The organism is Flaviaesturariibacter aridisoli (genome assembly GCF_004343705.1).
Classification (GTDB): domain Bacteria; phylum Bacteroidota; class Bacteroidia; order Chitinophagales; family Chitinophagaceae; genus Flavisolibacter; species Flavisolibacter aridisoli.
In genome coordinates this window covers 324118-350316 of record NZ_SKFH01000001.1, presented here as the reverse complement: position 1 = coordinate 350316, position 26199 = coordinate 324118, and the positions used below count along the sequence as shown (strand labels likewise).

At 61.6% G+C, this 26199-nt stretch carries 19 protein-coding genes; 15 read left to right on the top strand and 4 right to left on the bottom strand.

The genetic code is table 11. From position 1 onward, the window contains the following. Positions 1-36: 36 nt before the first annotated feature. The 6 genes from E0486_RS01545 to E0486_RS01520 all read left to right on the top strand — a co-directional run bounded on the left by E0486_RS01545 (position 37) and on the right by E0486_RS01520 (position 6747). A complete protein-coding gene (locus E0486_RS01545; protein ID WP_131850372.1) occupies positions 37-387 on the top strand; it encodes a TfoX/Sxy family protein in 351 nt (116 codons plus the stop codon). 63 nt (positions 388-450) lie between these two features. Further along, the gene (locus E0486_RS01540) at positions 451-1623 is read left to right on the top strand and encodes an Lnb N-terminal periplasmic domain-containing protein (protein WP_165917149.1); all 1173 of its coding nucleotides are present in this window, start codon (positions 451-453) and stop codon (positions 1621-1623) included. A gap of 75 nt (positions 1624-1698) precedes the next feature. Further along, positions 1699-2469 (top strand): alpha/beta fold hydrolase, encoded by a 771-nt coding sequence (locus E0486_RS01535; protein ID WP_131850370.1) that lies wholly within the window; start codon positions 1699-1701, stop codon positions 2467-2469. Then, entirely contained in the window at positions 2466-5114 is a 2649-nt protein-coding gene (locus E0486_RS01530) for a PKD domain-containing protein (RefSeq protein ID WP_131850369.1), read from the top strand. Before E0486_RS01535 ends, E0486_RS01530 begins: the two co-directional genes overlap by 4 nt. Before the next feature lie 83 nt (positions 5115-5197). Continuing rightward, positions 5198-5965 carry an SDR family NAD(P)-dependent oxidoreductase gene (locus tag E0486_RS01525; protein ID WP_131850368.1) on the top strand — a complete coding sequence of 256 codons (768 nt, stop codon included), beginning with the start codon at positions 5198-5200 and terminating at the stop codon, positions 5963-5965. Positions 5966-6114: 149 nt separating this feature from the next. Next, positions 6115-6747: a hypothetical protein gene (locus E0486_RS01520; protein WP_131850367.1), complete on the top strand. Its 633-nt coding sequence runs from the start codon at positions 6115-6117 to the stop codon at positions 6745-6747. Between the two features lie 175 nt (positions 6748-6922). On the opposite strand, the gene sov is transcribed toward E0486_RS01520, so the two are convergent. Together sov and ruvA are read right to left on the bottom strand one after the other, a co-directional pair. After that, complete coding sequence (sov, locus tag E0486_RS01515; RefSeq protein WP_131850366.1) at positions 6923-14158, bottom strand: T9SS outer membrane translocon Sov/SprA; 7236 nt, start codon at positions 14156-14158, stop codon at positions 6923-6925. 58 nt (positions 14159-14216) lie between these two features. Continuing rightward, entirely contained in the window at positions 14217-14813 is a 597-nt protein-coding gene (gene ruvA / locus E0486_RS01510) for a Holliday junction branch migration protein RuvA (RefSeq protein WP_131850365.1), read from the bottom strand. A gap of 468 nt (positions 14814-15281) precedes the next feature. On the opposite strand from ruvA, the gene E0486_RS01505 reads away from it, so the two are divergent. The 5 genes from E0486_RS01505 (at position 15282) to E0486_RS01485 (ending at position 18826) form a co-directional block, all read left to right on the top strand. Further along, positions 15282-16274, top strand: a complete 993-nt coding sequence (locus E0486_RS01505; protein WP_207906179.1) for a beta-ketoacyl-ACP synthase III — start codon at positions 15282-15284, stop codon at positions 16272-16274. Between the two features lie 386 nt (positions 16275-16660). Then, the gene (locus E0486_RS01500; protein WP_131850364.1) at positions 16661-17050 is read left to right on the top strand and encodes a hypothetical protein; all 390 of its coding nucleotides are present in this window, start codon (positions 16661-16663) and stop codon (positions 17048-17050) included. Then, complete coding sequence (locus tag E0486_RS01495) at positions 17032-17709, top strand: hypothetical protein (RefSeq protein ID WP_131850363.1); 678 nt, start codon at positions 17032-17034, stop codon at positions 17707-17709. Before E0486_RS01500 ends, E0486_RS01495 begins: the two co-directional genes overlap by 19 nt. Positions 17710-17988: 279 nt before the next feature. After that, positions 17989-18279, top strand: a complete 291-nt coding sequence (locus E0486_RS01490; RefSeq protein ID WP_131850362.1) for a DUF4242 domain-containing protein — start codon at positions 17989-17991, stop codon at positions 18277-18279. 127 nt (positions 18280-18406) lie between these two features. After that, positions 18407-18826 carry a VOC family protein gene (locus tag E0486_RS01485; protein ID WP_165917148.1) on the top strand — a complete coding sequence of 140 codons (420 nt, stop codon included), beginning with the start codon at positions 18407-18409 and terminating at the stop codon, positions 18824-18826. 329 nt (positions 18827-19155) lie between these two features. On the opposite strand, the gene E0486_RS01480 is transcribed toward E0486_RS01485, so the two are convergent. Continuing rightward, positions 19156-19887, bottom strand: coding sequence for an ester cyclase (locus E0486_RS01480; RefSeq protein WP_131850360.1), 732 nt, complete (start codon positions 19885-19887; stop codon positions 19156-19158). A gap of 129 nt (positions 19888-20016) precedes the next feature. Further along, entirely contained in the window at positions 20017-20595 is a 579-nt protein-coding gene (locus tag E0486_RS01475; RefSeq protein ID WP_131850359.1) for a hypothetical protein, read from the bottom strand. Positions 20596-20812: 217 nt separating this feature from the next. Here E0486_RS01475 and E0486_RS01470 point away from each other — a divergent pair, with 217 nt between their 5' ends. The 4 genes from E0486_RS01470 (at position 20813) to E0486_RS01455 (ending at position 26022) form a co-directional block, all read left to right on the top strand. Next, positions 20813-21973, top strand: a complete 1161-nt coding sequence (locus tag E0486_RS01470; protein ID WP_131850358.1) for a sensor histidine kinase — start codon at positions 20813-20815, stop codon at positions 21971-21973. Between the two features lie 76 nt (positions 21974-22049). Beyond that, positions 22050-23942: a hypothetical protein gene (locus E0486_RS01465; RefSeq protein ID WP_131850357.1), complete on the top strand. Its 1893-nt coding sequence runs from the start codon at positions 22050-22052 to the stop codon at positions 23940-23942. A 45-nt stretch (positions 23943-23987) separates the two neighbouring features. Beyond that, a complete protein-coding gene (locus tag E0486_RS01460; protein WP_131850356.1) occupies positions 23988-25049 on the top strand; it encodes an NADH:flavin oxidoreductase/NADH oxidase in 1062 nt (353 codons plus the stop codon). Positions 25050-25200: 151 nt separating this feature from the next. Then, a complete protein-coding gene (locus E0486_RS01455) occupies positions 25201-26022 on the top strand; it encodes a DUF6159 family protein (RefSeq protein WP_131850355.1) in 822 nt (273 codons plus the stop codon). Positions 26023-26199: the final 177 nt, after the last annotated feature.

The window sequence follows — 26199 nt, the reverse complement described above, 5'->3', positions numbered from 1 at the left end:
TCCATCGCTATTTTAGCCGGCAAACAACCCCGGATCATGGCTTACGACTCACAGCTTGCCGACCGCGTGCGCGAATACCTATCGGATGTTGCGGGCATCCGCATTACCGAAAAGGCGATGTTCTCCGGACTGGCTTTCCTCGTCAATGGAAAAATGTGCGTCAACATCAGCCGCGACAACCTGATGTGCCGCTTCGACCCGGCGCGGTTCGAAGAAGTGGCCGAACGCCATGGGTACCTCCCGATGCTGATGAAGGGCAAGGAGATGAAAGGTTACTGCTTCGTGGAGCCGGCGGGCTTTCGCAGGCCGGGCGACTTCCGCTGGTGGATGGAGTTATGCCTGGACTTCAACCGGCATGCAAAGGCTTCGAAGAAAAAGAAGCCCTGAACGCTCCGAAGCGCTTTTCGCTATCTTGCCGCCAAAGCGATCGGTGTGCGGCGAATCTTTTTTTTGCTCTCTTGTTTTTGTTTCCTCCTGACCGGCCTGCGCGCGCAGGAGACCTGTTCGTTGCGCATCACGCTGCTCACCTGCAGCCCCGGCACGGAGCTGTATTCGATCTTCGGACACACCGCCCTGCGGGTGCAGAACACCGTGTCGGGCACCGACGACGTGTACAACTACGGCACCTTCGAGTTCGGCGACGACTTCTACATCAAATTCATCCGCGGCCGCCTGCCCTACTACCTCGACGTAGAACCCATGCCCTACTTCCTGTATGGCTATCGCCTCGAAGGGCGCAGCGTAGTGGAACAGGAAGTGCTGCTCGACTGCGCGCAGAAAACGGCACTGCTGCAGGCCCTGCAGACCAACCTGCTGCCCGCCAACCGGCAATACCGCTACGACTTCCTCTTCGACAACTGCACCACCCGCGCCGCGGAGATGATCTACCGGCAAGCCGGCGCGCAAGTGTCTACGGCGGGCGTCATTCCCGCCGACCGCACGAAAGCGCCTACCTTCCGCAACCTCATTCACGAATACCTCGACCGCGGCCGCCAGCCCTGGAGCAAGCTGGGCATCGACCTGCTGCTCGGCGCCCGCCTCGACCGGCGCGTGCACAACCGCGAAGCGCAATTCCTGCCCGAAAAGCTTCTGCAGGGCATCGGCGGCGCCACCGCCGGCGGGCGGCCACTGGTATCGGCACCGCAGAACGTGCTGCAATTGCCTCCCCTCGATCCGGGCTATTCACCGTCGCCGCTGCTGGTATTCGGCCTGCTGCTGGCGTTGGTAGGTGTGCTGTCGTTCGTACCGGCGCGCGGCGTGCGGCGGGCGCTGACCGTTTTTGATTTCCTCCTGTTCGCGCTCGCCGGCATCGTGGGCGTGGTGTTGCTTTTTATGTGGTTCGGCACCGACCACAGCGTATGCCGCAACAACTGGAACCTGCTGTGGGCGCTGCCCACGCACCTGCTGGCGGCGCCCTTTCTCCGCCGCGAGCGGCGCTGGATCCACTGGTACCTGCTGGCGACGATGGTGATCAACTCCGCCCTGCTGCTCGGGTGGATCTTCCTGCCGCAGGAACTCAACATCGGCTTCCTGCCCATCGTGCTGCTGTTGCTGCTGCGCGCCTGGCTCATCGTGCTGAAGCCGCACCACAACCCGGAAGCAAATGCGCCCGCAGGGCACTAAACTATTTTACGGTTCGCCGCCGGCGTGGTATATTTAGAAGACCCTGAACCATCGCTTCATCCGAATCAAACCCGCATGCCCGACAACTCCGCAACTACCCCGCTCGTACTCCTGCACGGCTTCGGCGAAGACAGCCGCGTGTGGGACCGGCAGGCACCGCTGGCCGAACACTGCCGCCTGCTCACACCCGACCTGCCCGGCTCCGGCGGCACGGAGGCACCGGAAACCTGGTCGATGGAAAGCCTCGCCGAAGCCGTGCGCGACCGCCTCGACGCCGAAGGGATCGGGCGCTGCGTGCTCGTGGGGCACAGCATGGGCGGCTACGTGGCGCTGGCCTTCGCCGAACGCTGGCCGGAGCGGCTCCTGGGCCTCGGCCTTTTTCACTCCACGGCGTTTGCCGACACAACAGCCAAGGTAGACACGCGCCGCAAGGGCATCGACTTCATCCGCCGGCAGGGCGCGGACGCGTTTATGAAAACGACTACGCCTAACCTTTATAGCCCGGCCACCCGCGAGCGGCACCCGGAGCTCATCGAAAAAAGCCTCGCCGAGGCAACGGGCATGAACCCCGATGCGTTAATAGGATACTACGAGGCGATGATCGCGCGCCCCGACCGCACGGATGTGTTAAAAGAAGCAGAAATACCCGTTCTCTTTACCCTTGGCAGGCATGACAATGCCGTACCTTTAGCGGACGGGCTCGCCCAATGTCACCTGCCGCGCGTCAGCCAGGTACACCTGCTGGAAGAGGCCGGGCACATGGGGATGCGGGAGTGCCCCGAACTAGCGAACCAACACCTACTGACCTACTTGCGCTTCATACACCAACGTCGAACTGACCGATGAAAAGACTGTATCTTTTTTTGCTGCTGGCAATGGCCTTCGTATCGGCACATGCCGAACACCTGAAAGGCGGTTTTTTCACGTATACGTATGTCGGGCAAGGCATCGCCGATCCCTCCAAGCTTCGCTACGATGTTACCCTGACAGTTTATATGATCTGCACGGCCAATGGCGGGCAGCTTTCCCAATCCGTTCCCATCACCATTTTTGACGCCTTGACGGGGCAGGAGGTCAGGACGGTGAATGCGCAGTTGTCCAATTCTTATTTTCTCCGGAAAAGCAAGGATGAAGAATGCATCACCAACCAGCCGGAGAAATGCTATTACCTCATTCAGGAATACCAGTTGAGCGGGCTGGAGCTGGCAGGCAGCCCGAAAGGGTATACGCTCTCTTATCAACGCTGCTGCCGCATCGCCGGCATCTCCAACATTTTCGGCGCCTCCAATGCCCTCGGCAATACCTACTCCATCGGTATTCCCGGCACGGATGTGCACCCGGATGGTCCGAAGAACAGCAGCTGCTCCTTCCAGGTGAACGACACGGTGGTGATCTGCCGCAACAACTATTTCCAGTATTCATTTGAGGGTACCGACCCTGATGGCGACCGGCTGGTTTATTCTTTTTGCGATGCCTGGGAAGGCGGCGGGCAGGGAAGCGCCAACAACGGCACCTGCTACTCCTGCGTGACCCCCAACCCGGCGGCCCCGCCTCCTTATGTGACGATCCCCTACGAAACGGGCTTCAGCGGCAGCACGCCCCTCGGCGACCGTGTGAGCATTGATCCCAACACCGGTATAATGAGCGGCATCGCCCCGGATGTGGGCGAATACGTCGTAACCGTTTGCGTGGAAGAATGGCGCGGCAGCACCCTAATTGCCCGCAACCGCAAGGAACTGCACATCAAGGTGGCCGATTGCTCCGCGGTTCGTGCCACCCTCGACCCTTCGTACGTCAACTGCAAAGACTTCAACGTTATCTTTTTCAACAATACACCCACGGGTGTTAATTCGAGCTTCTGGGATTTTGGCGTTCCGGGCCTGACCAACGATACCTCCAATCTGCCCACCGCCCCGTACAGCTATCCCGACACCGGCGTCTACATCGTAAAGCTGGTGGTGAACCGCGGCGAGCGCTGCGCCGATAGTGCCACTTCCACGGTGCGGGTGTACCCGGGCTTCTTCCCCGGCTTCCGCTGGCAGGGCATCTGCGCCAGTAAACCCACGCAATTCATCGACACCACCAGCACCCGCTACGGCAACGTAAGTTTCTGGCGCTGGGACTTCGGCGACCCCGCCGTTACCAACGACACCTCGCTGCTGCGCAACCCGGTTTATACGTATCCAACACCGTCCACCTACAGTGTCCGCTTCGTGGTGGGGACGAGCAAAGGCTGCCGCGACACCGTCGTACGGCAGGTGACCATCATGGATAAGCCGCCGCTGACGCTGCCCTTCCGCGATACACTGATCTGCCGCGGCGACTCGCTGCGCCTGTCGGCCGTAGGGTCGGGCAACTTCAGCTGGACGCCCAACGGGCAGATGCAGGACGCCAACACCGCCACCCCGCTCGTGTGGCCGGCCGTGACGACCTCCTACACCGCGCAGCTCGACGACAACGGATGCCTCAACCGCGACACGGTGCGCGTGCGGGTGGTCAACTTCGTAACGTTGCAGCTGCGTCCCGATACGACCATCTGCCTTACCGACTCGGTGCGCCTGGGCGGAACGACCGATGGTCTCCGTTTTCTGTGGACGCCCGGTGGCGAGCTCAACGATCCTACCGTGCTGGAGCCCATGGCACTGCCTACGCAGGCGCTGAACCTGTACAGCCTGACGTCCTTTATCGGTCATTGCAGCACCACGAGGCAAATGCAGGTGCGCACCGTGCCCTACCCGCAGGTTAGCGTCAGCGGCGACACCACGATCTGCTTCCGGGCCTCGGTTACGCTGCAGGGCACGCACAACGGTACGAGCTTCAGCTGGTCGCCGACCACCTGGCTGACCAACGCCAACACACTCACGCCCACCGCGCGGCCGCCCGACACGATGGTGTACGTGCTCACCGTGCGCAACGCGCTGAGCGGCTGTCCCAAGCCGAGCTCCGACACGGTGGCGGTCAACGTAATGCCGCGCATCTTCCCGGATGCCGGCAACGACACGATGGTGGTAGCCGGACAGCCCGTGCAGCTGCATGCCTCAGGCGGCGTGCGCTACGAATGGGTGCCCACTACCGGCCTCGACCGCCCCGACACCTCCGACCCGATCGGCTTCTACGACACCAATCCCGAATTCATCCGCTACCTGGTTCGTGTGTACGACTCGCTCAACTGCGTGGACTCGGCCCGCCTCACGGTGCGCGTTTTCCGCACCGAGCCGTCCATCTTCGTGCCCACGGCCTTTACTCCGAATGGCGACGGTCGCAACGACGTGGTGAAGCCCATCGCCGTGGGTATGCGGGAGATCGAATATTTCCGCGTTTACAACCGCTGGGGCGAGTTGGTATTCGAAACGAGGGTCAACGGCGCGGGCTGGGACGGGCGTATCAATGGCAAGGAACAGGGCACCAACGTATTCGTGTGGATCGTAAAAGCGATCGACTTTACCGGTAAGCCCTATTTCGCCAAAGGCACCGTGACGCTGATCCGGTAGAATACTTTTTCATTCAGCATGCTCCCTGGCTGCTACATTCCTTGTTCTTTAATCCGTGTTCGTCTGTTCCCTAGTTTCGCCCTATGAACAAGACGGTCTTCATCACCGGCGCCACGGCCGGATTCGGGGCGGCCTGCGCCGAGATTTTCGCCCAAAACGGTTACCGGCTTCTGCTGAACGGCCGCCGCACCGAGCGCCTCGAGGCAGCCGCTGCCAACCTGAAGGCACGCTATGGCGCCGACAGCTACCTCCTTCCTTTCGACGTGCGCGACCGCGCCGCCGTGACGGCTGCCGTGGCCACCCTCCCTGCCGAATGGCAAAGTATCGACGTGCTTATCAACAACGCCGGCCTCGCCCTCGGCCGCGACAAGTTCCAGGACGCCTCCCTTGACGACTGGGAAACGATGCTCGACACCAATGTGAAAGGTCTCTTGTACGTATCCCGGGCGGTGCTGCCGTTCATGCTGGCCCGCAAGCGCGGTCATATCATCAACCTGGGCTCGGTGGCCGGCAAGGAAGTATACGAGCGGGGCAACGTTTATTGCGCCTCCAAGTTCGCGGTTGACGCCCTCAACCGCTCCATGCGCATCGACCTGCTGAGCGAGGGCATCCGGGTAACGGGCATCCACCCCGGCGCCGCCGAAACCGAGTTCTCGCTGGTGCGCTTCAAGGGCGATGCGGCCACGGCGGGTTCGGTATACCAGGGCTTCCAGCCACTCCGCCCCGAAGACGTGGCCTCGGTGATCTATTATACCACCACCCTGCCGCCGCATGTGTGCATCAACGACCTCGTGCTTACCTGCACCGCGCAGGCCGATGCCATTTATTTTCACAAGCAGGCAGCGGTCTAACGGTTCCGTTCGTCTGTTACGGCAGAGCGGCTCCTACGCCGTTTTTGTTAAAACATCCAGCTCCAGGGGCGTTTCATCGAAAAACAGGATCGCGGTCCCGCCGGGCTGGGTAATTTTAATCCCTACGTAACCAACCCCGTCCAACAAAAATGAAGAACCTCGCCCTGATCCTGATCACTGTGCTGCTGACGGCTACGGCCGGCGCGCAGGGCGCAGCCCGCCCCGCCGGCGACCTGGATCCAACCATCAACCGGCAGGCCGACAGCCTGCGCAAGCTCTACATGGCCAACGGTTATATCCTCATGAAGGAAAACGCCGTCAACATGGAAAGCCAGTTCGAGTTTCCCGTGCTCATGCAACTACAGGCCGGCGTCCAGTACCAGTTCGTCTTTATCGGCGAGATGAGCTCGCGCCTTTATGAGGTGCGGATGTTCGACTGGGCCGAGAAGCAGGTGTATTACAAAAAGCACATGTGGGGCGACATCGACGGCAACATCATCGCCTACCCCTATGCCGCCCGGCAAACGGAATACCACCTGCTCCGCGTGCTGCAGGTCAACAAACAGAAGAAAAAAGACCTCACCGGCTACGTCATGCTGTTCCGCCGCACCCACAGCCAATTGGAGCTCGAAGAGCAGGCCCAGCGCTACGGCGGCGCCGCTCCCACCGCATCCATCCCGGTGCGCGACAGCAGCCCCATTCCGGCCGACCCCGGCAGCAAGACCGATTCGACCAAAAAGAAGAAAAACAACTACGACCAATACCTTACGGGAGGGAATTAAACCGTTTGGGGTTTGTAGTTTGAAGTTTGTAGTTGCGTAAGCAACAAAAAGACAAAGGCACTGCTGAGCAGTGCCTTTGTTGTACCAGGTGGTACGAGCAGACTTCAAAAAAAACCTTCAGGTTCATTCCCCGGCACTAAAGCCCTAACGACAAACCACAAACTACAAACTTGCCTTACGGCGCCAGCGAGATGCGGATCTGTACGCCGCCGCGCGTGGTGCTCATCGGGGCCGTCGTGGCCAGCTTGGGGATGATCTTGTTGTTCTCGAAATAGAGCTTGATGTTGATGCGGTTGTTCAGCACGTAGTCAATCGTGGGCGAGAAGCGCACCACCTTCTGACCGGCGGCGGGATAAGCCGTGCTCTGGTCGAGCTTGGTGTTGGCCGTAGCGTCGTCGCGGAGGCTGAAGTCGAAACGGAAGGTCACATCGTTGTCGAGCTTTTTGCCGCGGAAGCTTTTCAGCAGCGGGATCCCGCGGCGGCGCCAGTTGACGCCGATGGTATACTCGGTAGATCGGTTCTCGGCCAGCTGGTAGTCGGTAAGGCTCAGCGAAAGCGTGCGGCTCTTCTTGTATTCCACGCGCGTCGACAGCTGGTTGGAGAAGGTCATGTCCACCTCCAGCAGCGGGTCGAAGCGTTCGTCGATGGTGACGTTGGGCACCAGGAAGTAGGGCACGAACGTGTTGCGGCCGGCCGTGGTGTCGATAAACGAGGGGAAGCCCACGCGGCTCAGGTCCTGGAACAGCAGCGAGGTGTTGAACTGGTTCATGCCGAGCGTGCTGTGGTAGCCGTGGCGGATCGTCACGTTGGTGAAGATCTTATCCAGCACCGGCAGCCGCGACAGGCCGCTGTAGCTCACGCTCCAGTTCGGCTTCGGAATGAAATTCGAGAAGGGGTTCGAGCGCAGGTCCCGGTTGCTGTTCTTGATCGTCGCCACGGTCATCGGGTCCTTACCGGTATACGCAGCGATGAAGGCGGGAATGATCACGTCCTGCGCATAGCGCCCGTAGCCTTCCTTGAAGCCGTCGGCCGTGGTGCCCAGGCCCAACTGCTGGAAGTAGGGGTTGGCGGCCGCCAGGCGTTGCGACAGCACGATACGGTTGGCCTCGAAGGTGCGGAAGGTCTCCGATACCTGGTTGGGATCGAACTTCGTGAACAGGGTCTTATAGGAAATGAACGACACGCTGAACGAACCCGCGGCATAGGGATTCACACGCGTCAGCGGCCCGAAGCCGGAGCCGGTAGTGTCCTTATACAGCTCCGAATAATTCTTCTCGAAGCTCTTGTCCCAGTTCACGTCCACGATGAAGTCGCGGAAAGGCTGGAACTGCGCGGTGATGGCCAGCTTCTGGCTGTAGCGCTGCTGAATGAGCTCGTTGAACAGCTTGTCGCGCGTGAGCAGGCCGCGGTTGCCGAGGATGTTGATATCGTTGGTATCGGGCTGGTAGCCTAAGATGTATTTCCAGCCGGGAGCATTGCTGCGCATGTTCATGCCGAGCGTGCGGGCGCTGTCGAGGAAGCCCGGGAGCAGCGTGCCGGCGTCGGCGGTGTACTGCACGCCCACGCGCTTCAGCGCCGTAGCAATGTTGAGCAGGAAGCGCGGCAGCGTGCCGATGTTGCCCGGGGGGGCCACGCGGGGCTGCGGGGCCTGCTGCGCCGAATCGCGGCCGCCTCCCTTGCCGCCGGCCGCCGGCGGACGCGGGCGTGCCTGTCCCTGGGTGGCGTACATCGTGCGCAGGAACTTCCACTTATTATACAGCTGGTCGAAGTTGAGGGTCGTGTTGACGTTCTTCGTCTGGCCGTTGAGCAGCTTGTTACCGAGGTTGATGGTGTCGGTGCGGGCCAGCAACGAGGAGGCGATCCACTCGTATTTCGCGGTGTACGACACGGTGGCCTGCGTCCAGTCGAGAAGCGGAAACTTCGCCGTGGGCAGGTTATAGGTGAGCGTACCGGTCTGCGAATAGTGCGTGGTGCGGCCGCCTTTCCAGAAGTTGTTCGCCACCGTGTCGCGCTGCTCTTTCGTGAGGCGCCCGTAGGGTTCGTCCACGATGGCATTGGTCACGGCGCTGAAGTCGAACAGCAGCGACCGCGTCAGGTCCCAGCGCAGGGTATAGTAGCGATCGAACGTAAAGCGCTTGTCGTAAGACTCCGGAATGATGAACGCATCGCCACCAACGTTGCGGGGGCGCAGCGCGCCAAACTGGCGGAACACGTCGGCCTTGAAGCCCACCTGCGGCTTGTAATTGAAGTTGAAGTCGCGGATAAAGGCCAGCCAGGGCGAGCGCGAGCGAATGAGCTTCTTCAGCGGCTCCACGTACTTCGGCTGCGGGGCATAGTTGTAGCCTACGGCCGCGCGGGTCCGCTTGATGTCGTCTTCCTCGATGATCGGGTTCGTATGCGCCTGGTGGGTATACGAGTAATTGAGGTTGATGTTCGAAATATCCCAGGGCTGCGTCGGCTTCCCATTGGTCTTGCGCTTGCGCACGTTGGTGAAGTTGACGGTCTTGATGGTGGTCTGGTCCACGGCATTGGTGCGGATCGAGTCGCGCTCGTCGGCGGGCGCTTCGGCGAGCTTGTCCTTCAGCCGGATGTCGAGGTCGTAGGGATCGTACTTCGGCGTATAGACGGCTTTCGTCACCCCTACGTATACCGGGATCTCGATGGCGGCCTTTTTCGGAATGAGCTTGCCGAGGTCGAGGTTGGCGGCGATGTCGTACTGCGAAAAATCTTCGCGGGCGCGCTCGTTCACGCGCTGCTCGAGGGTACCGAAGCCGGCTTTCTTTATGGTACCGGCAAAGGAGACTGAGCCGAGGTCGGCGAGGCGCAGGTCCACGCGGCCGAGGGCGGCCCAGGAGCCTTCCTCGTTGAGGCGCGAAAGGCGCAGCTCGTTGAACCAGGTTTCAGCGCAGATCGGTTCGGTCTTTTTGTTCTGCACACCAAGCAGGATGCCGCGCACCTCGCCGAGGTTGGGGTTGCCGAAGATGGAGAACACGCGGTCGCCGATGGTGGTGCTCCAGTATTTCGAGGGCGAGGTACCCGAGCGGTTGCGGGCCATCTTCACACGCGCCAGCTCTTCGAGGTCTAGCTCGAGGCTGTTGCCCGAAGGCCAGATGCCGCCGGAGTCTTTCGTGCCCCAGGGCGTGATGCGGAGCGGAATCTTGATTTCGTAATAGTTGCTCACAAAGTCCGAGCCGATGCGGATCACGGCCTGCATCTCGCCGTCCTTGATGTCGTTGCCGGGGCTGGCGGAGCTTTCGGCGTGGATGAACATCGACAGGCTGCCGTACTGGCGCAGGTCCATGTTGAGCGTCTTGAACACCCCGCGCGATTCGTTGGGCTGCAGGCCGCACACGCGCACGCTGAGCGCCTGTTCGTTCTGGAGCAGTTGCACGTTGTTGTTGGACAGCTGCTGCTGGCGGTCGATGCCCGGGGGCGTTCGGTACGGGATGGGCTCGCGCTGGTCGTTCTCTTCGAGGTTCACAGCGAGCACCTCGGTGGTGGTCGAGCCGGTTACGGGCGGGCGCACGTTGCCGAGCGTGTCGATCTCGTTGGTGAATTTGCGCCATTGGTTGCGCACGAGTTCCAGCTTACCGAAGCGGGCCACGAGCGTATCGTCGAAGCCGGTGAGGAACATCCGCATGAAGCGGATCGACTTGAAGTCGGGGATGTTCGGCGTCTTATAATAATAGGCCTGGATCGGGATGCGGAACAGGTACCACTTCTCGTTGCGGGTGCTGCCGTCGGCGAGGCGCACGGGCACGTCGCGGATGTCGGTGATGTAGTTGGTGCCCGCCAGCATGTTGGGCTCGAGGTGCACGCGGTACTGGAAGTAGGCTTCCGTTTCGTTGAGCGTGTTGTCGCGGTTCAGCTCCTCCTGGTCGGGGTAGAGCGTAAACGCGGAGGAGAACTGGTCGGCGCTGTTGGCCACCGGCGAGTTGCCCTGCGGGTTGTTGATGTTCTTGTACCGCTCGAGGATGCCGGTATTGTCGCCGAAGGCGGCGTCGCGGTAGTGGCGGAAGTTGTCGTTGGAGGGGTCGGCCTGCAGCGCCTGGCGGGCGGCCTGGTCGGTGACGATCGACTGCAGCTGCTGCACGTAGGGGGCAAACTTGCGCTGCTCGGCGCTGTCGGGGAGGCCGTCGAAGCCCACGTCCTGGAAGGGACGGTCGGCGGGGTCGTTGGAGAAGGCGTTGGTCACCTGCTGCGGGTTGCGCGGCACGCGGCCCCACACCGTTTCATCGGTGGGCGTGGCCGGGCTCGACGGCGTGGGCAGGCCGTTCTCGAACTGGCGCCGGCCGTCTTTCAGCACGTCTTCCGACAGGTTGCCGAGGTGGAAATAAAGGTCGCCACCATTGCTGCTGGCGCGGTTGGTAAAGGGGTTCTGCATCCAGAACTCGATGAACTCGATGTTGCCGGATTCAAAGTCGGTCTGGTCGATGGAGCGCATGATGCCGGCCCAGGCCTTCTTCGGGTTGCTGAGGCCGTTGGCGGCATTCACGGCGCCGGGGCTCGTGTTGTAGTTATACGGACCTTTCTCCTTCGGGTAATAAGCGAGGTCGAAGGTGGTGAGGATGCCCTGGCCCACGTCGAGGGTGCGCTTGGGGAAGATCTCGTTCTGGAACACCTGGCGCACTTCGGGCTTCGACAGCTCCACGAGGTTGCGCTGCAGGGGGTTGTTGGCGTTGCTCTTTTCCTGCAGCACCGGCTCGATGTTGTACCAGGCCAGCTTGGCGCGGTTGTCGTTGTAGCGCAGGTCGTTGGTCAGGCTGCCTTCGGGTACCAGCGGCGTGCCCGAGGGGTCTACGGCGCCCTGGGGGGCGGAGGCCAGCGTCCAGGCCGACAGCGGGAACCGCAGGTCGATGGAGGAGCGGGTGCCTTCGAAGTCGTCGATATAAATAAGACCCTCGTTGCCCTTGCCGATCTGCGGGGCGTGGCCCGGTTGCAGGTAGGCGGCTTCGCCGTAGGCCGTGATGGCCGACATGGCCTTGGTGCTGTAAAAGGGCAGCTTGTCAAGGAGGCGCGACAGGCGCGGGATGTCTTTGCGGTAGTCGAAGTCGACGCCGTACATCGTGTTGCGGATCGGGTCTTCGCCGTATTGCTGCTTCGTGAAGAAGGGCCGCTCCGAGAGGCGCACCATCGTACCGCCGAGGGTTAGGTGCTTGTTGGCCAGGTAGTCGAGGCGCAGCGCCATGTAGTTGCGCTGCTGCAGCCCGAAGGTGGCGTTGTTCTCGAACTGTATCTGTACGGGAATGCCGCTCTGGATGATGGCGGGGTTGATCACGTGGAGCGTGCCGAGGTCGTAGTTGATCTCGTAGTCGATGCCTTCCTGCAGCACGCGGCCGCCGGCCACGGCCGTTACCGATCCGCGGGGGATGTTGAAACCGAGCTGGTAGTCCACGTTGTTGGCCTGCTTCGACTTGCCTACCAGCTTGAAGCGGTTCAGGTTGGCGTAGGTCTGGGCGATGGCTTTGATGGTATCGTACAGCGGGTAATAGAGGTAATAGCGGCGGATCGTATCGGGCGCCGTCGGCGGACCGTCCTTGAAGGCATATTCCAGGTCGCGGCCGAAGGGTTCCAGCACCGGGAAGATGATGCGGCTCTGCGCCGACACCACGGTAATGCCTTCGATGTAGTCGAACACGCCGTTGGGCTGCGGGTCGTTCTGGTTGTTGAGCCGGTCGAGGTTGAGCAGGTTGAGCAGCGGCACGCCGAGATACTGCGGCTTCACCGTGGGCGTGATGGTGGCCACGGTGTCGCTCAGGGGCAGGTAGCGCTTCTCGCCGAGCGAGGGCTGCTCGTACACCACATCGAGCTTGAAGTCTTCGCGCTGCAGCGAGCCGTAGCCCACCGTATACACGTTCTTCATCATCAGGCGCCAGATGGGCAGGTTGGGCCGCTGCGAGGTGGCCTTCAGCATTTTGAGGAACAGCACCTTCTGCGAGTTGCCCGAGGAATCCGGCGGCACGTCCTGCGAAAATTCACCCACCTGGTAGCGCTTACCATTATAGGTGTATTCGAAGGCGACGCCCAGCACCTCGTCGGGGAGCAGGGGCTGGTTGAGCGAGATGTAGCCGAGGCGCTCGTTCACCTGGAAGTCGACACTCTGCGTGAGGCGGCGGGCAAAGGTCTTTTCAAAGTCCTGCACCGACTGGAGGCCGAGGCCGGTGAGGGTGGACGTGGCGGTGGACGAGTTGCGGGCGCCGGCCGAGCCGTTGAGCACGGCGTAGAGCGAGCCGGCCATGTTGGTGGGCAGGCCCGCGGGGCCCGGGTTGCCGAAGGGGGTCACCTCGCCGAGGTCCATGAGGGCCAGGACGTCGCGCACGTTGGTGGTGGCGCCGGTGCGGTTGGTTACCCAGGCTTCCACGCGGGTGATCTGCACGTTGCTTTGCACCACGGGCAGGTTGGACAGGGCCTTGTTGTAATTAAGGCGGAAGTATTGCGCCAGCAGGAAGTGGCGGTTTTCCTCGTATTCGTCGGCGCGGATATTAAAAGGAGCGGTGGCCGCGGAGCCCTGGAGGTTGGCGCTCTGGCGCTGCGAGCGCTGGTTGGCCAGCACGGCGGTGGCGTAGAGCTTGCCCATCTGGAGCTGCGTCTTCAGACCGAAGATGTTCTGGGCGCCCGGGATGAGCGTGCCCTTGGAGGTGAAGTTGACGTTACCGGCCTGGAGCACCTTGAGCATTTCGTCGCTCTTGCCCTGGTAATCGAGTTTCAGCTGGTTTTCGAAATCGAAGTTCGCCTGCGTGTTGTAGTTGATGGGCAGCTTGATCTTGTCGCCGATGGAGGCGTCCACCTGCAGCTGCGCGTTCATCTGGAAGTCGAAGCCCCCGTTGCGGCGGGCGCGTTCGGGGAGCGTGGGGTTGTTGATCTTCTGGCCCTGGTAGCCGGCGGCGATGTCGACGTAACCCGAGGGGTTGATGGCCACCTTGCCGTTGCCGGTGATGCGGTTCATCCAGTCTTTGGAGAAGCCGAAGTTGGGGCGGGCCTTGCGGTTGTTGAGGGAAAAGAGCGTGTTGGCACGGCGGCGGAAGTATTCCTGCTCGTCGCGGCGGGCCTGCAGGCGCTGGAATTCTTCCATCGAAAAGGTCATCGGCGTGCGGTAGTAGCGGTTGCCGATCTTTTCCACGATATAGTATTGCTTCGTTTGCGGGTCGTACTCCACCGTCCGCTTTACGTAGCCGGTATCCTTCAGGTCGAAGGGGTTGCGGTTGTTGTAGTTGTAGGGGTCGCCGCGGCGGTCCTGGATCGGGTAGCGGAGGGAGTCGGGTCCGGGAACGGGAACGGTATCGGTGCGGGGTTGGCCAGGAGCGAAAAACCCGGGAGCTCCCGGGGTACGTGCGAAGGCGCCACTCATGCATACGAGCAACAGGAGGGCTACAGGCAGCCAGCGCGTGGTTAGGTTCTGTCGGGGATTCAAGCGGTTTTCTCAGTCAATTAGCGTGATCAATGGGTTCTCGGGCGGTTACAGTCGGTTCTTACAGGGATTGGAGGGCTTTTTTGATGACTTCTTCCACGCCCAGGTCGGGGCTTTGGGCCACGACCTTGCGCACGGCGGCATCAGCGGCCGCCCGGGCAATACCGAGGGCCACCAGCGCATTTAACGCATCCGTCTCCAGACTATTGCCTTTCCACGACGATATATTTTGGGCGCTGCCGCCGCCTTCCACCGGGTTTTTCACCAGCTTCTCGCGGAGTTCGAGCACGATGCGCTCGGCGGTCTTGCGGCCGATGCCCTTGACGCGCTCCAGCTGGCGGGCATCGCCGTTGGCGATGGCGCGGCCCAGCTCGTCGGGCTTCAGGTACGACAGCATCACGCGGGCCGTGGCGGCCCCCACCCCCGACACGCCGAGGAGCATGCGAAAAAGCTCCCGCTCGCCCTCACCGGCAAAGCCGTAAAGGATGTGGGCGTCTTCCCGCACCAGCAGGTGGGTATAAAGGGTGCCCTTCTCCAGGTCCTGGATGGCGGAATACGTATGCAGGCTGATGTGTACTTCGTAGCCCACCCCGGCCACATCCACGTATACGGATGCGGGGGTTTTGTGCACGAAGTCCCCTTTCAGAAAAGCGATCATATCTACGAAAATAAGGGTATTGACACCTATCTGAAGGGCCCGGAAGGGAAAGAAGGTCCGGAACCGCAAAGAAAAGAAGCGAATAAGGTGTTCCGCGAAGCGGTTGGCGGAACGGGCGGTCCGGGACGAGCGTTACCGGCGCGGGCGTGTGCCATAGCGCAAGGCGGGGCGGACACGGTTCGGTGAGATCCCGGCGCGGGCGCGTGGAATAGAACCAGATGAGCGGACACGGTTCGGTGAGATCCCGGCGCGGGCGCGTCGACCAACGCGAAGCGCTGTGGGCATCCGCCGGTGAGATCCCGGCGCGGGCGCCGGGATGACGGTCGCCCTTGAGGGAACCATGGGCGCGGCCGGGAGCGGGCCCCTTATGACGACTGCAGTCCCGGCCGCGCCTGTATTGTCTCCCTGGCCTGCCCGTCGTCATCCCGTACGCTTGCGTACGGGATCTCTATCCTACCTTTGGCGCCTATGATCCAGAAAATCAACGCAGCCATCACCGCCGTCGGCGGCTTTGTTCCCGAGACCAAGCTCACCAATGCCGACCTGGAGAAGATGGTAGACACCAACGACGAGTGGATCCGCACCCGCACGGGCATCGAAGAACGCCGCATCCTGAAGGGCGAAGGCCTCGCCACCTCCGACATGTGCGTGCCCGTGATCAAGCAGATCTGCGAAAAGCGCGGCATCTCGCCCGAAGAGATCGACTGCATCATCGTGGCCACGGTTACGCCCGACATGGTGTTTCCCGCCACCGCCAATATCGCTGCCGACAAGGCCGGCGCCAAAAACGCCTGGGGCTTCGACCTGGAGGCCGCCTGCTCGGGCTTCCTCTTCGCCCTCACTACCGGCGCCGCCCTCATCGAGAGCCGCCGCTACAAGAAGGTCGTCATCATCGGCGCCGACAAAATGAGCGCCATCGTGGACTACAGCGACCGCCAGACCTGCATCATCTTCGGCGACGGCGCCGGCGGCGTGCTGCTGGAACCCAACCACGACGGCTACGGCGTCCTCGACTCGCTGCTCAAATCCGACGGCTCCGGCCGCCAGTTTCTCCACATGAAGGCCGGTGGCTCGCTGAAGCCGCCGACTGCCGAAACCGTGGCCAATAAAGAACACTACGCCTACCAGGAAGGCCAGACCGTATTCAAATTCGCCGTCAAAGGCATGGCCGACGTGAGCGCCGAGCTCCTCGACCGCAACGGAATGACCGGCGACGACATCGCCTGGCTCGTGCCCCACCAGGCCAACAAGCGCATCATCGACGCCACCGCCGACCGCATCGGCCTGTCGCACGACAAGGTGATGCTCAACATCCAGAAATACGGAAATACGACGGCGGCCACCATCCCGCTTTGCCTGTGGGAATGGAAGAACCAGCTCAATAAAGGCGACCACATCGTGCTCGCGGCCTTCGGCGGCGGGTTTACCTGGGGGGCGACGCTGGTGAAGTGGGCTTATTGAGAAGTTTGTAGTGTGGAGTTTGTAGTTTGTAGTTGCGCGAGGCGCGGCGAATGCTTTGAAGGCACCCGGAAGGGTGCCTTTTTGTTGCAGGGAATTACCTGTTGAAACAGCGTGCGAACCATAAATTCCGCTCCGCAGGGGCGCAAAATGATCCGTTGTTTCCTGCATACCCCGGGTTGCACCCGGGACTACCGACAGACCGCCCCTGCGGAGCGGGCAGCCGCCAAATCTTTCCGTAGCCCTCCGTATTTCTACCCTCCGAAATACCGTATTTCCTCTATTGTTTTCTCCAAAACAGCAGGCTACTTTTAAATCCGATCCAGCCTCCTTCCCCAACCAACTGCTAGCCACCCCCGAAAAGCACCGCCCCCACCAAACCAGTAGCTATGGCGCTGCAACCTACTTCCTCCTCCCCAGTTTCCACCTGCCCCGCCCGCGGGTGGGTCTGCTTCGCTGACAAAACCGTCAACCACCTGCCGCGGCCGCCGGATGGCACTTCCATTTTTGACAAGGGCACTGCGGCGTCCATCCGGGCCACTTCCGATTTTGCAAGTGGCATCCGGCAGCCGATCCAGGCCACTTCCGGTTTTGACAATGCCATCGCGCAAACGATCCATGGCACTGTCGATTTTGACAATGCCATCGCGCGGTGGATCGATGCCCCTGTCGGTTTTGACAGGTGCATTCCGCCGACGATCCGCCGCCTTTCCGATTTTGACAATCCCAATTTACCAAAACAATTAATAATCAACTCTTTATGCGCATCAATCCTGTAAAGCTTTTCGGGAACTTCTTCAACGATCCCAAGATCTCCAACTACCGCATGCTTCTTTTCGGTGAAGACGCCTATTCGTCGCTGAAGGAATTCCTGGCCGACATGGCCGCGGGCATCGAGCTTCCGCTGGCCACCTACCGCGACCTGCTGGGCGGCGTCATTACCGCCCGGGCGGTGCTGAAGGGCCGCACCGTGTCGGTAGACGACTATTCCGATGCCTTCCTGAGCACGATCCGGCGAACGGAAGATTCCCTCGGCGTACACAACATCCGCAAAGGACATCCGACCTACCTCGAGTTTTTTCCGCAGGGCCTCGACGGCTATAACGACATCAACCGCGGCAGCGCACATGCGCTGATGCAGCTGGCGGCCGCCGCCGCCAGCAAGCACCCTGACCTGTTGACCACCGAGCTCGCCGCCGAGCTCGCGGCCTTCCCCGAAGGCTGGCTCCGTGTACGCGGTGCCCAGCAGGTGCAAGCGGGCTCTGCCGACGATAAGGCGGCCTCCGTGCGCGCCGCCCGCCGCGTGCTGGAAACAGCCCTCTGCAAGGCGCTGCACGAAGTGGGCGCCCGCTACCCCGCCGACGCCGCAACGGCCGGTTCCTTCTTTTCCTTCGACCTCCTGTATGCGGCAGAGCGGAAGAAGGAAGAAGCGGTGTAGGGAGTTGCCGGTTTCCGGTTTATAGTTTACAGTTTAGAGTTTATAGTTTATAGTTTGTCAAAAGGCGTCGCTCCCGCGGCGCCTTTTGGTGTCATTGCGAGCAAAGCAGCCTGCTCCGCTCGCAATGACAGCTTTGCCTTCGCGGGCGCCAGCAACTACAAACTATAAACTACAAACTAAAAACTTTCCCTCACCTCATCCATCCTTCCTTCGCGACATGTTCGTAAATTAGAAGTAGCTACGTTACCCGCCTTTCCTTCGTCATCAAAACCCAACCATATGCCCAAGTTTGTGATTGAGCGCGACGTACCCGGTGCCGGCCAGATGACCAGCCAGCAGCTGCAGGAGATGGCCCAGAACTCCAACAAAGTGCTCCGCGACATGGGGCCGCGCATCCAGTGGCAACACAGCTATGTAACCGACGACAAAATTTATTGCGTCTACATTGCCTCCGACGAAGCGACAGTGCGCGAGCATGCCAACCGGGGCGGCTTTCCAGCGAACCGGATCAGCCGCGTGGAGGAGATCATCGATCCCACCACGGCCGAAGTGCCCGAACTCGCCCACTGATTCCCCCGAAAAACGGAGCCCCCGCCGCGGCGGGGGCTTTTTTGTGCCCGGATCACCAAACCATCAAAACCTCCAAAACCTTCAAAACCACCAAAACCTTCTCTTACGTTTGCACAAACAACCGCTTATGCATACCCACGCTATTCCCTACGTCAACTTCGACGGGCAGGCCCGCGAAGCCCTCACGTTTTACAAAGACTGCTTCGGCGGCGAGCTGCAGCTGCTGGAGGTCGGATCTTCGCCGATGGCGGCGCACTTTCCGCCCGAGGCGCATAGCCGCATCATGCACGGCCAGTTGAACAACGGCGCCTTCGTGCTCATGGCCTCCGACCTGACGCCGCCGCCCTTCACCGCCGGCAACAACTTCGCCGTGATGGTCGCCTGCGCCACCGAAGAAGAATGCCGCCGCTACTTTGAAAAGCTGTCCGACGGCGGTCACGTATACGACGCCCTCAAGATGCAATTCTGGGGCGCCCTCTTCGGCGTGGTCACCGACCGCTTCGGCGTGCGCTGGAGCATCGGCTGGGACCCGAAGTCGGCAGCTTAATGAAGCTCGCAGAGTCATCGTGAGGCGGGAGGCGTGAGGCGTCAGGCGTGAGGCGTCAGGCTTCAGGCGTCAGGCGGGAGGCGTGAGGCGTGAGGCGTCAGGCGTCAGGCGTGAGGCGTGAGGCGTCAGGCGTGAGGCGTGAGGCGTCAGAAGAACATTCACTACTGTCGGGCAGTCCCTGCCCACACCTGACGCCTCACGCCTGACGACTCTTTCGGGCAGTCCCTGCCCACACCTGACGCCTCACGCCTCACGACACTTTCGGGCCGTCCCAGTTCACGCCTGACGCCTCACGCCTGACGACTCGGGCAGTCCCTTGAAGACCGCTTCTAATACACCTGCCGCAGGATCTCGCGGTGGCTGCGCTCCACCAGTGGCTTGAAGCTGGCGTACCACTGTTGCCAGGCCTCCTGGCTCATATTGCCGCTAAGGCCCTGCTCGTAGGCGCTGAGGCTGTCGAAGCCCTTTTCGAGTATGAGGCGGTAGGAGTCGCCGGTGAAGTCGGTAAACACGCGGGTGCCCGGGTCGCGGGGCACGAGGTCCTTGTCGAGGGCTTCCACCAGCAGCTTGCGGGCTTCGCGGAAGGCGCCGAAGTGCAATTGAAAAGCATCGCGCACCACGTATGCGCTGCGCGTGTGGGGCTGCGCGGGCTGCATGCCCAGTTGCTGGTAAAATACGGCAAGCGAAATAAAGAACCGGTTTTCGGCGATAAGTCCGTCGCGGAGGGTATAGGCTGCCTGGAGGGGAATGGCCACTTCCTGGCCGGTGGCAGCGATGCCGTTGAATTCACCCACGTGCCGCCCGCGGATGGTGCCTTCCATCATCGCTTCGTGCTCGTGCACGAACAGGAGGTCTACCTCGAGGCGGGCATCAAAAGCCACCCGGTACACCTGCTGGAGCAGGGCGCCTACTTCGGCGCGGCCGCGGTGCACTTCGCCCGTGGAGAGGTTGCGGTACACGACGTCTTCGGTGAGGTAACGTGGGTCGTGGGTCTTGAAATAATCCTGCAGATCGTGCAGCACTTCCGGCCGGACGTCTTGCAGTTGGGAAGCTTCGTTCATAGCTGTATCGTTTAGAGGTTAGGAAATCGTACAACTATTTCAAAGGGTGCGTGGGTGGGTACTTTAAAGTTACGAACGAAGGGGCCGCCTTCCTAAAAAAACGAGCGCCCCGAAAGGCGCTCTGCTATATCAATGATGGGTTGCATACCAGGCCGTTCGATGCGGCAAGCCGTCGCTCAAATCCGGCAGTCCTTCGCCGCCGAGGTAGAACAATTGCACCGAGCGGTCGCGGCGCACCACGAGGCGCTGCCCCGCGGCGTTGAACAGCAGGAAGTCTTCCTCCTGCGCGGGCAGCCGCAGCCCGTATTGCTGCGCCAGCAGCGCCGCCACCTCGGTGCCGGCATCGGAAAAGGCGGGAAACACCTGCTGCACCAGCGCCAGCCGTCCTTTCACGAAATGACAGATCACGTAGGCGCCACGGCGCCCGCAGCGGCTGCCGTAAAGCGCGATCCGCACGCCCTCCCGTTTCTGCACGTGGCGGGGCAGGCCAAGCTGCAGCGCCACCTGGAGGGGGCTGCTGCCGAAACGGAGACCAGGCGCTTCAAGCGACGCGGTGCAGGCGTGGCGGAACGGGAAGGATCCGCCCAGCTCGCGGTAAAGTCCGGGTAGGCTGTCGCCGATAAGGCTTTCATAATAGGCGCTGCGGCTCACGGGGGCCAGGAAGTCGCCGAGGCGGGGCAGCGGGAGGCGGAGGGTATGGAGTTGCATAGGGCACTCGGATTTACCTACCGAATCTACTCAACCCCATCCGTAAGCGCGGCAGGCGGCAGCGCCGATTTCTGTATTTTAGGGGAAACCCGCTAGCGCCGGTAAGCAATGCTGCCGGCACTCCTTAATCTCAAACCGCTGCTGCGGGTAAGGAAGCTGTTCCGGCGCCTTTGCTCTTCGGCGGCCCATCCGTAATTTGCCGCTCGCCCTTTCTACCATGAGTGAACCCACCCTTGACCAGGCCCTTTTTAGCGAACTATTCGACTGGCAACCGCAGGCCTACGTGTGGCTGCGCCCCATCTGGAACGAATCGGGGGAAGGCGTGGCCGATTTCGAATACGTTTTCAGCAACGATACCGGCCTGCAATACCTGAAACTGTCGCGCGCGCAGCTGGGCCACCTGCGCCTTTCCGACACACCTTCGCTCACCGACGAAATGCGTCCCAAAGTATTGGCCGAGCACCTGCGCGCCTTCACGGACGGCGAAACGGTTACAGCCGATATGTATAACCCGATCATCAACCGCTATGCGCGCGTGTTCCGCGTCCGCTTTCGCGGCGGCGTGCTCACGATGATGCAGGATAAGTCGGACGAGCGCCGCGCCATCCAGGAGATCAGCGAGCGCACGCGGCAACTGGAGCAGTCCAATGCCGACCTCGAGGAGTTTGCCTACGCCGCCTCGCACGACCTGCAGGAGCCGCTCCGCAAGATCACCACGTTTTCCGACCGCCTCGCCCACGAGCTGGCGGGCACGCTGTCGGCGGGCCAGGAAGGATTGCTGCAGCGCCTGCAATCGGCGGCGGGCCGTATGAAGGGTCTCATCGAAGACCTGCTGGCCTACTCGCGCGTGAGCACCCGCCAGGAGGCATTCAGCCCGGTCGATCTCAACGCGGTGCTGGGCGAAGTGCTGCAGGACCTCGACGGCGCCATCCAGGAAGCCGGCGCCGACGTGCAGATCGGGCCGCTGCCGAAGCTGGAGGGCGATGCGCGCCAGCTGCAGCAGCTCTTTCAAAACCTGCTGGGCAACGCCATCAAGTACCACAGTACGGAGCGCAAGCTGGTCATCGCGGTCAGCGGCCGCCTCCTGCCACCCGGCGATGAAGCACCGGCGGCAGCGGGCCTCTCCGGCGACGGCTGGTACCTGGTGGAAGTGCGCGACAACGGCATCGGCTTCGACATGCAATACGCCAGCAAGATCTTCCAGGTATTTCAACGCCTGCACGGCCGCGCCGAATACGAAGGCTCCGGCATCGGCCTGGCCATCGTGCAGAAGGTGGCCTTCCGGCACGGGGGGGCGGTGCGGGCGCTCTCCCGACCCGATGAGGGCGCGACCTTCCAGGTGCTGCTGCCCGTGGAAGCACTGAAGATCCAAACCTAACGGCGCCGTACAGGCCATAAAGACGATTCTTCCGAACCCGCCGGATGCTGTACCTTGGTGCCAACCAATTGCCCGCATGCTTCGTCCCCTCTCCTTCCTCTGCCTGCTGCTGACCGCTTCGGTATCGGTAGCGCAAACTGTTTTCGGTATCTCCGGCTTTGCCACAGGCGCCGCGGCGCTGCAGCAACAGGCCACTATAGAAGCACGTCCCAAGGAAGTGCTCTTCGGGATCCACTTCAAGGGCGACGACGTGGTGTTCCAGCTGACGAGTGAAAACTGGTTCCACAAGATCTTCAGCGGCCCGGGCGATGCCCTGACGGCCGACCTCGTACCGCGGGCCCGCCTTGAATGCGGCGCGGCGCCGCTTGCTGCCGGCAACTGGTACCGCGGTGTGGTGCTGAAGCCCGTGCTCTATGAAGAAATGCTCCGCACCCTGAAGCGCTTTCCCGACGGAACCGTAGAAGTACGGATCGGCCCGGTGCCGCCGTCGCTGCGCGGACAGGAGCTGGAAGGCAACCTGGTGATCCTTCGCAACCGCGAGGTCAGCTTTTACCGCAACTTCACCCACCTCGACCAGTCGCTCTGGGAGCTGCTCGACATGGGCCTGTATACCGACTCGCTGCTGCGCAACGGCGCCGCCGCGAAAGACGGGAAGGCCTTTTTCTTTTCCCGGAAGGCGACAGTGGTCATTCCGTTCCGAAAAGGAGCGGCCCGCTTTGCACCCGCCGACATCGCGCCGCTCTACGATTCGCTGAGCCGCGGCGGGCAGCGGGTGCGCAAGGTGAGCATTCGCGCGTTCTCCTCCGTGGAAGGCGCGCTGGCAGCCAACCTCACCCTGCAGCGGCAGCGCGGGCAAAGCATCGCCGGCGCCATTCAATCGTTCCAGAAAGACCCGATCCGCACCGAGTTGAGCAGCGGTGAAAACTGGGTGGAGTTTGTACAGGCCCTGCCGGGAACGCCCTTCGCCTACCTCGCCGGCCTGCCCAAGGCGGCGGTAAAACAACGCCTGCAAAACCGGGCGCTGCTCGACTCGCTCGAATACCTGCTGGCGCCGCAGCGCAAGGCCGTCGTTACCCTGTACCTCGATCAGAACGAAGGCCTGCGCCTCCCCGCGGACAGCCTCCTCCCCCGCTTCCGCCAGGCCCTCGGCCGCGCGCGGCTCGACGAGGCCAGCGCGATCCAGCGCGAGGTATTCGGCCGGGTGGCCGACAACCACCTTCCCGACGACTTCCTGGCGCGCCTCGAGATACCGGCTGAAAAGCCCTACAGCCGCCTGCTCAACGACCAGGTGGTGTACCGCCAGCTGCTGCGCGAGATCAGCGAGGACGAAGCGTTGCAGGAACTGCGGAAGATCGAACAGCTTGACCCTTCGAATCTGCGCGTGCAGTACAACATCGCCGCGCTGCTGCTGCGCCTCTGGCAATACAATGAAAAGGCGGCGGACCGCAACGACGTGGCGGCACGCATCGCCCGGCTTCGCCGGCTGGGTACACCAGCGGCGCTCGTGGACCGCATGGAGATCAACTCCCGCATTGTGCTGTGCGAGATCCTGATGCGGCAGGAGAAATTCGCCGAAAAAGACCAGCTGCTGGAAGAAGTGAAGAACCGGTACATCCGCCCCGACTGGCCCGACAACGACCTGCTGTCGATCGGCCGCTATTTCTGCCATTACGCGCAATACCAATGGGCCGACGAGCTCATTGCGCCCCGGATGGAGCGGGTTGATGTGGATGCCGACCTGCTGTTCTTTTACATCAACCTGGCGTTTTTCACCGGCCACGATTTCGAGGAAGACGAAGGCATGCGGCGGATCCTGCTCAATGCCGAAAGCATCGACAATGCCCGTGTGTGCGGCTTCTTCCGCGCCACCGACCGCGGCGGCATCAGCATGCAACTGCTGCTCGAGCCTTTCTGGAAAAGCCTCTACTGCGAGAACTGCGCGCGGCGCGCGCTCGAGAAAAGCCTCTGAGGCTACAGGGCCCGTCGTTAGTTTTGATGCCCAACCCCTGAGCGCATGTCCCTACTCTTCGAGCCTATCGTCTTCCGCGGCCTTCGCCTTCCTAACCGCATCGTGGTATCGCCCATGTGCCAATACAGCAGTGTGGACGGTTTCGCCAACGACTGGCACCTCGTGCACCTGGGCAGCCGCGCCGTGGGTGGCGCCGGCCTCATCATCTGCGAGGCCACGGCCGTATCGCCCGAAGGGCGCATCAGCCCCGACGACCTCGGCATCTGGAGCGACGCCCACATCGAAGGCCTGAAGCGGATCACCAGCTTCCTCGAAACACAGGGCTCCGTGCCCGGCATCCAGCTCGCCCACGCGGGCCGCAAGGCCAGTACCAGCGCACCCTGGAAGGGCGGCACGGCGGTCAGCGAAGGCGGCTGGACGGTAGTGGCGCCCAGCGCCAAAGCCTTCCGCGACGACTACCCGCAACCCGTAGCGCTGGATGCGGCCGGCATCCGCAAGGTCATCGGCGACTTCACGGCCGCTACGCAGCGCGCACGCGCCGCCGGTTATAAAGTTGTAGAAATACATGCCGCCCACGGCTACCTCCTGCACCAGTTTCTCTCGCCCCTGAGCAATGAGCGGGAAGACGAATACGGCGGTTCCTTCGACAACCGCGTGCGCCTGCTGTTGGAAGTGACCGACGCCGTGCGCGCGGCCTGGCCTTCCGACCTTCCCGTATTTGTACGGATGTCGGCCACCGACTGGACCGAAGGCGGCTGGACGCCCGAAGACTCGGTGGCCCTCGCGCGCCTCCTCTCGGAGCTCGGCGTGGACCTGATCGACTGCTCCAGCGGCGGCAACGTACCGAAGGCGCACATCCCGGTGGGACCGCTGTACCAGGTTCCTTTTGCCGAGCAGATCCGCCGGGAGAGCGGCATCCGCACCGGCGCGGTGGGTATGATCAACAGCGCGGCGGAAGCCGAAGGCATTCTCCAGGCCGGGCAGGCCGACCTCGTGCTCATTGCCCGCCAGTTGCTGCGCGACCCCTACTTCCCCCTCCACGCGGCACAGGAACTGGGCGACGATCTTCCCTGGCCGTTACCATACGAGCGCGCGAAGCCGCGTTAAGGAACATCAGGTTTGGCATCATATCGTATGCGCGTCCTTTTGCTTTTTAGGTTATTTCTTCCGTTCCTGGCTGTGCGGCCGCATTTTTTTCCGGCCGCTTTAAAACAACGAGCGGGATTTTGTAGCTTAGTCAAAACCTAAACTTTCTTCTATGTCTTTTTTTGATCGCCTCTCCACCGGCTGGCGCATTGCGCTCAACAGCTTTTCCATTCTGCGTGCCAACAAGCAGCTGCTGATTTTCCCGGTGCTTTCCGGGCTGTCACTGCTCCTGATCATCGGCTCGTTTGCCGGCGCTTTCTTTGCTTTTGCCGACATCGATCAATTCAACCCCGACAATAAGGTGTTCACCTACGGAACGATGTTCGTGTTTTACCTCGTCAACTATTTTGTCATTACCTTTTTCAACATGGCCCTCGTGCATTGCACCCGCCTGTATTTCCTGGGCCAGGAAGTGAGTGTGCGGGAAGGCATCCGGTTCAGCGTCAGCCGCCTCCCGGTGATCTTTTCGTGGGCGCTCTTTGCAGCCACGGTGGGAACGATCCTGCGGGTCATCCAGGAAAATTCCGGGCTGATCGGCAAGATCATCACCGGTATTATCGGGATCGTTTTCAGTATCGCTACGTTCTTCGTGGTGCCCGTGATCGCGTATGAAGAACTCGGCCCCATCGATGCCTTCAAACGCTCTTCGCAGCTGATGCGCGAGAAGTGGGGCGAGAGCCTCGGATCGCGGTTCAGCTTCGGGGTCGTGAACCTGCTGGGCCTGCTGCTGGTGGTATTACCGCTGTTCCTCCTCGGCTTCACCGTGCATCTCGTGCTCGGTATCGTGCTTGGCCTCGCCGGGCTGTTCCTGCTGATGACGGTGATGAGCGCCGCCCACACCGTATTCATCTCGGCGGTATACCATAACGTAACGGGTAGCCCGACGGAGCATTTCGACCAGCAACTGGTAGACGGCTTGTTCCAGGGTAAATGATCCGGGCATGCACCTTACTCAGGAAAGGGCCCTTCGGGGCCTTTTGTTTTTTTGGAAAAAGGCACCGCCCTTCAGCCGGTCTCCGTAGTTCCAACCCGGCTTTTAACAAGCGTAGCGAAGAGCTGGGCATGGATTCTGGCACGTTTCTTTTTTGAGAAAAGGCGGAACAAATCAATG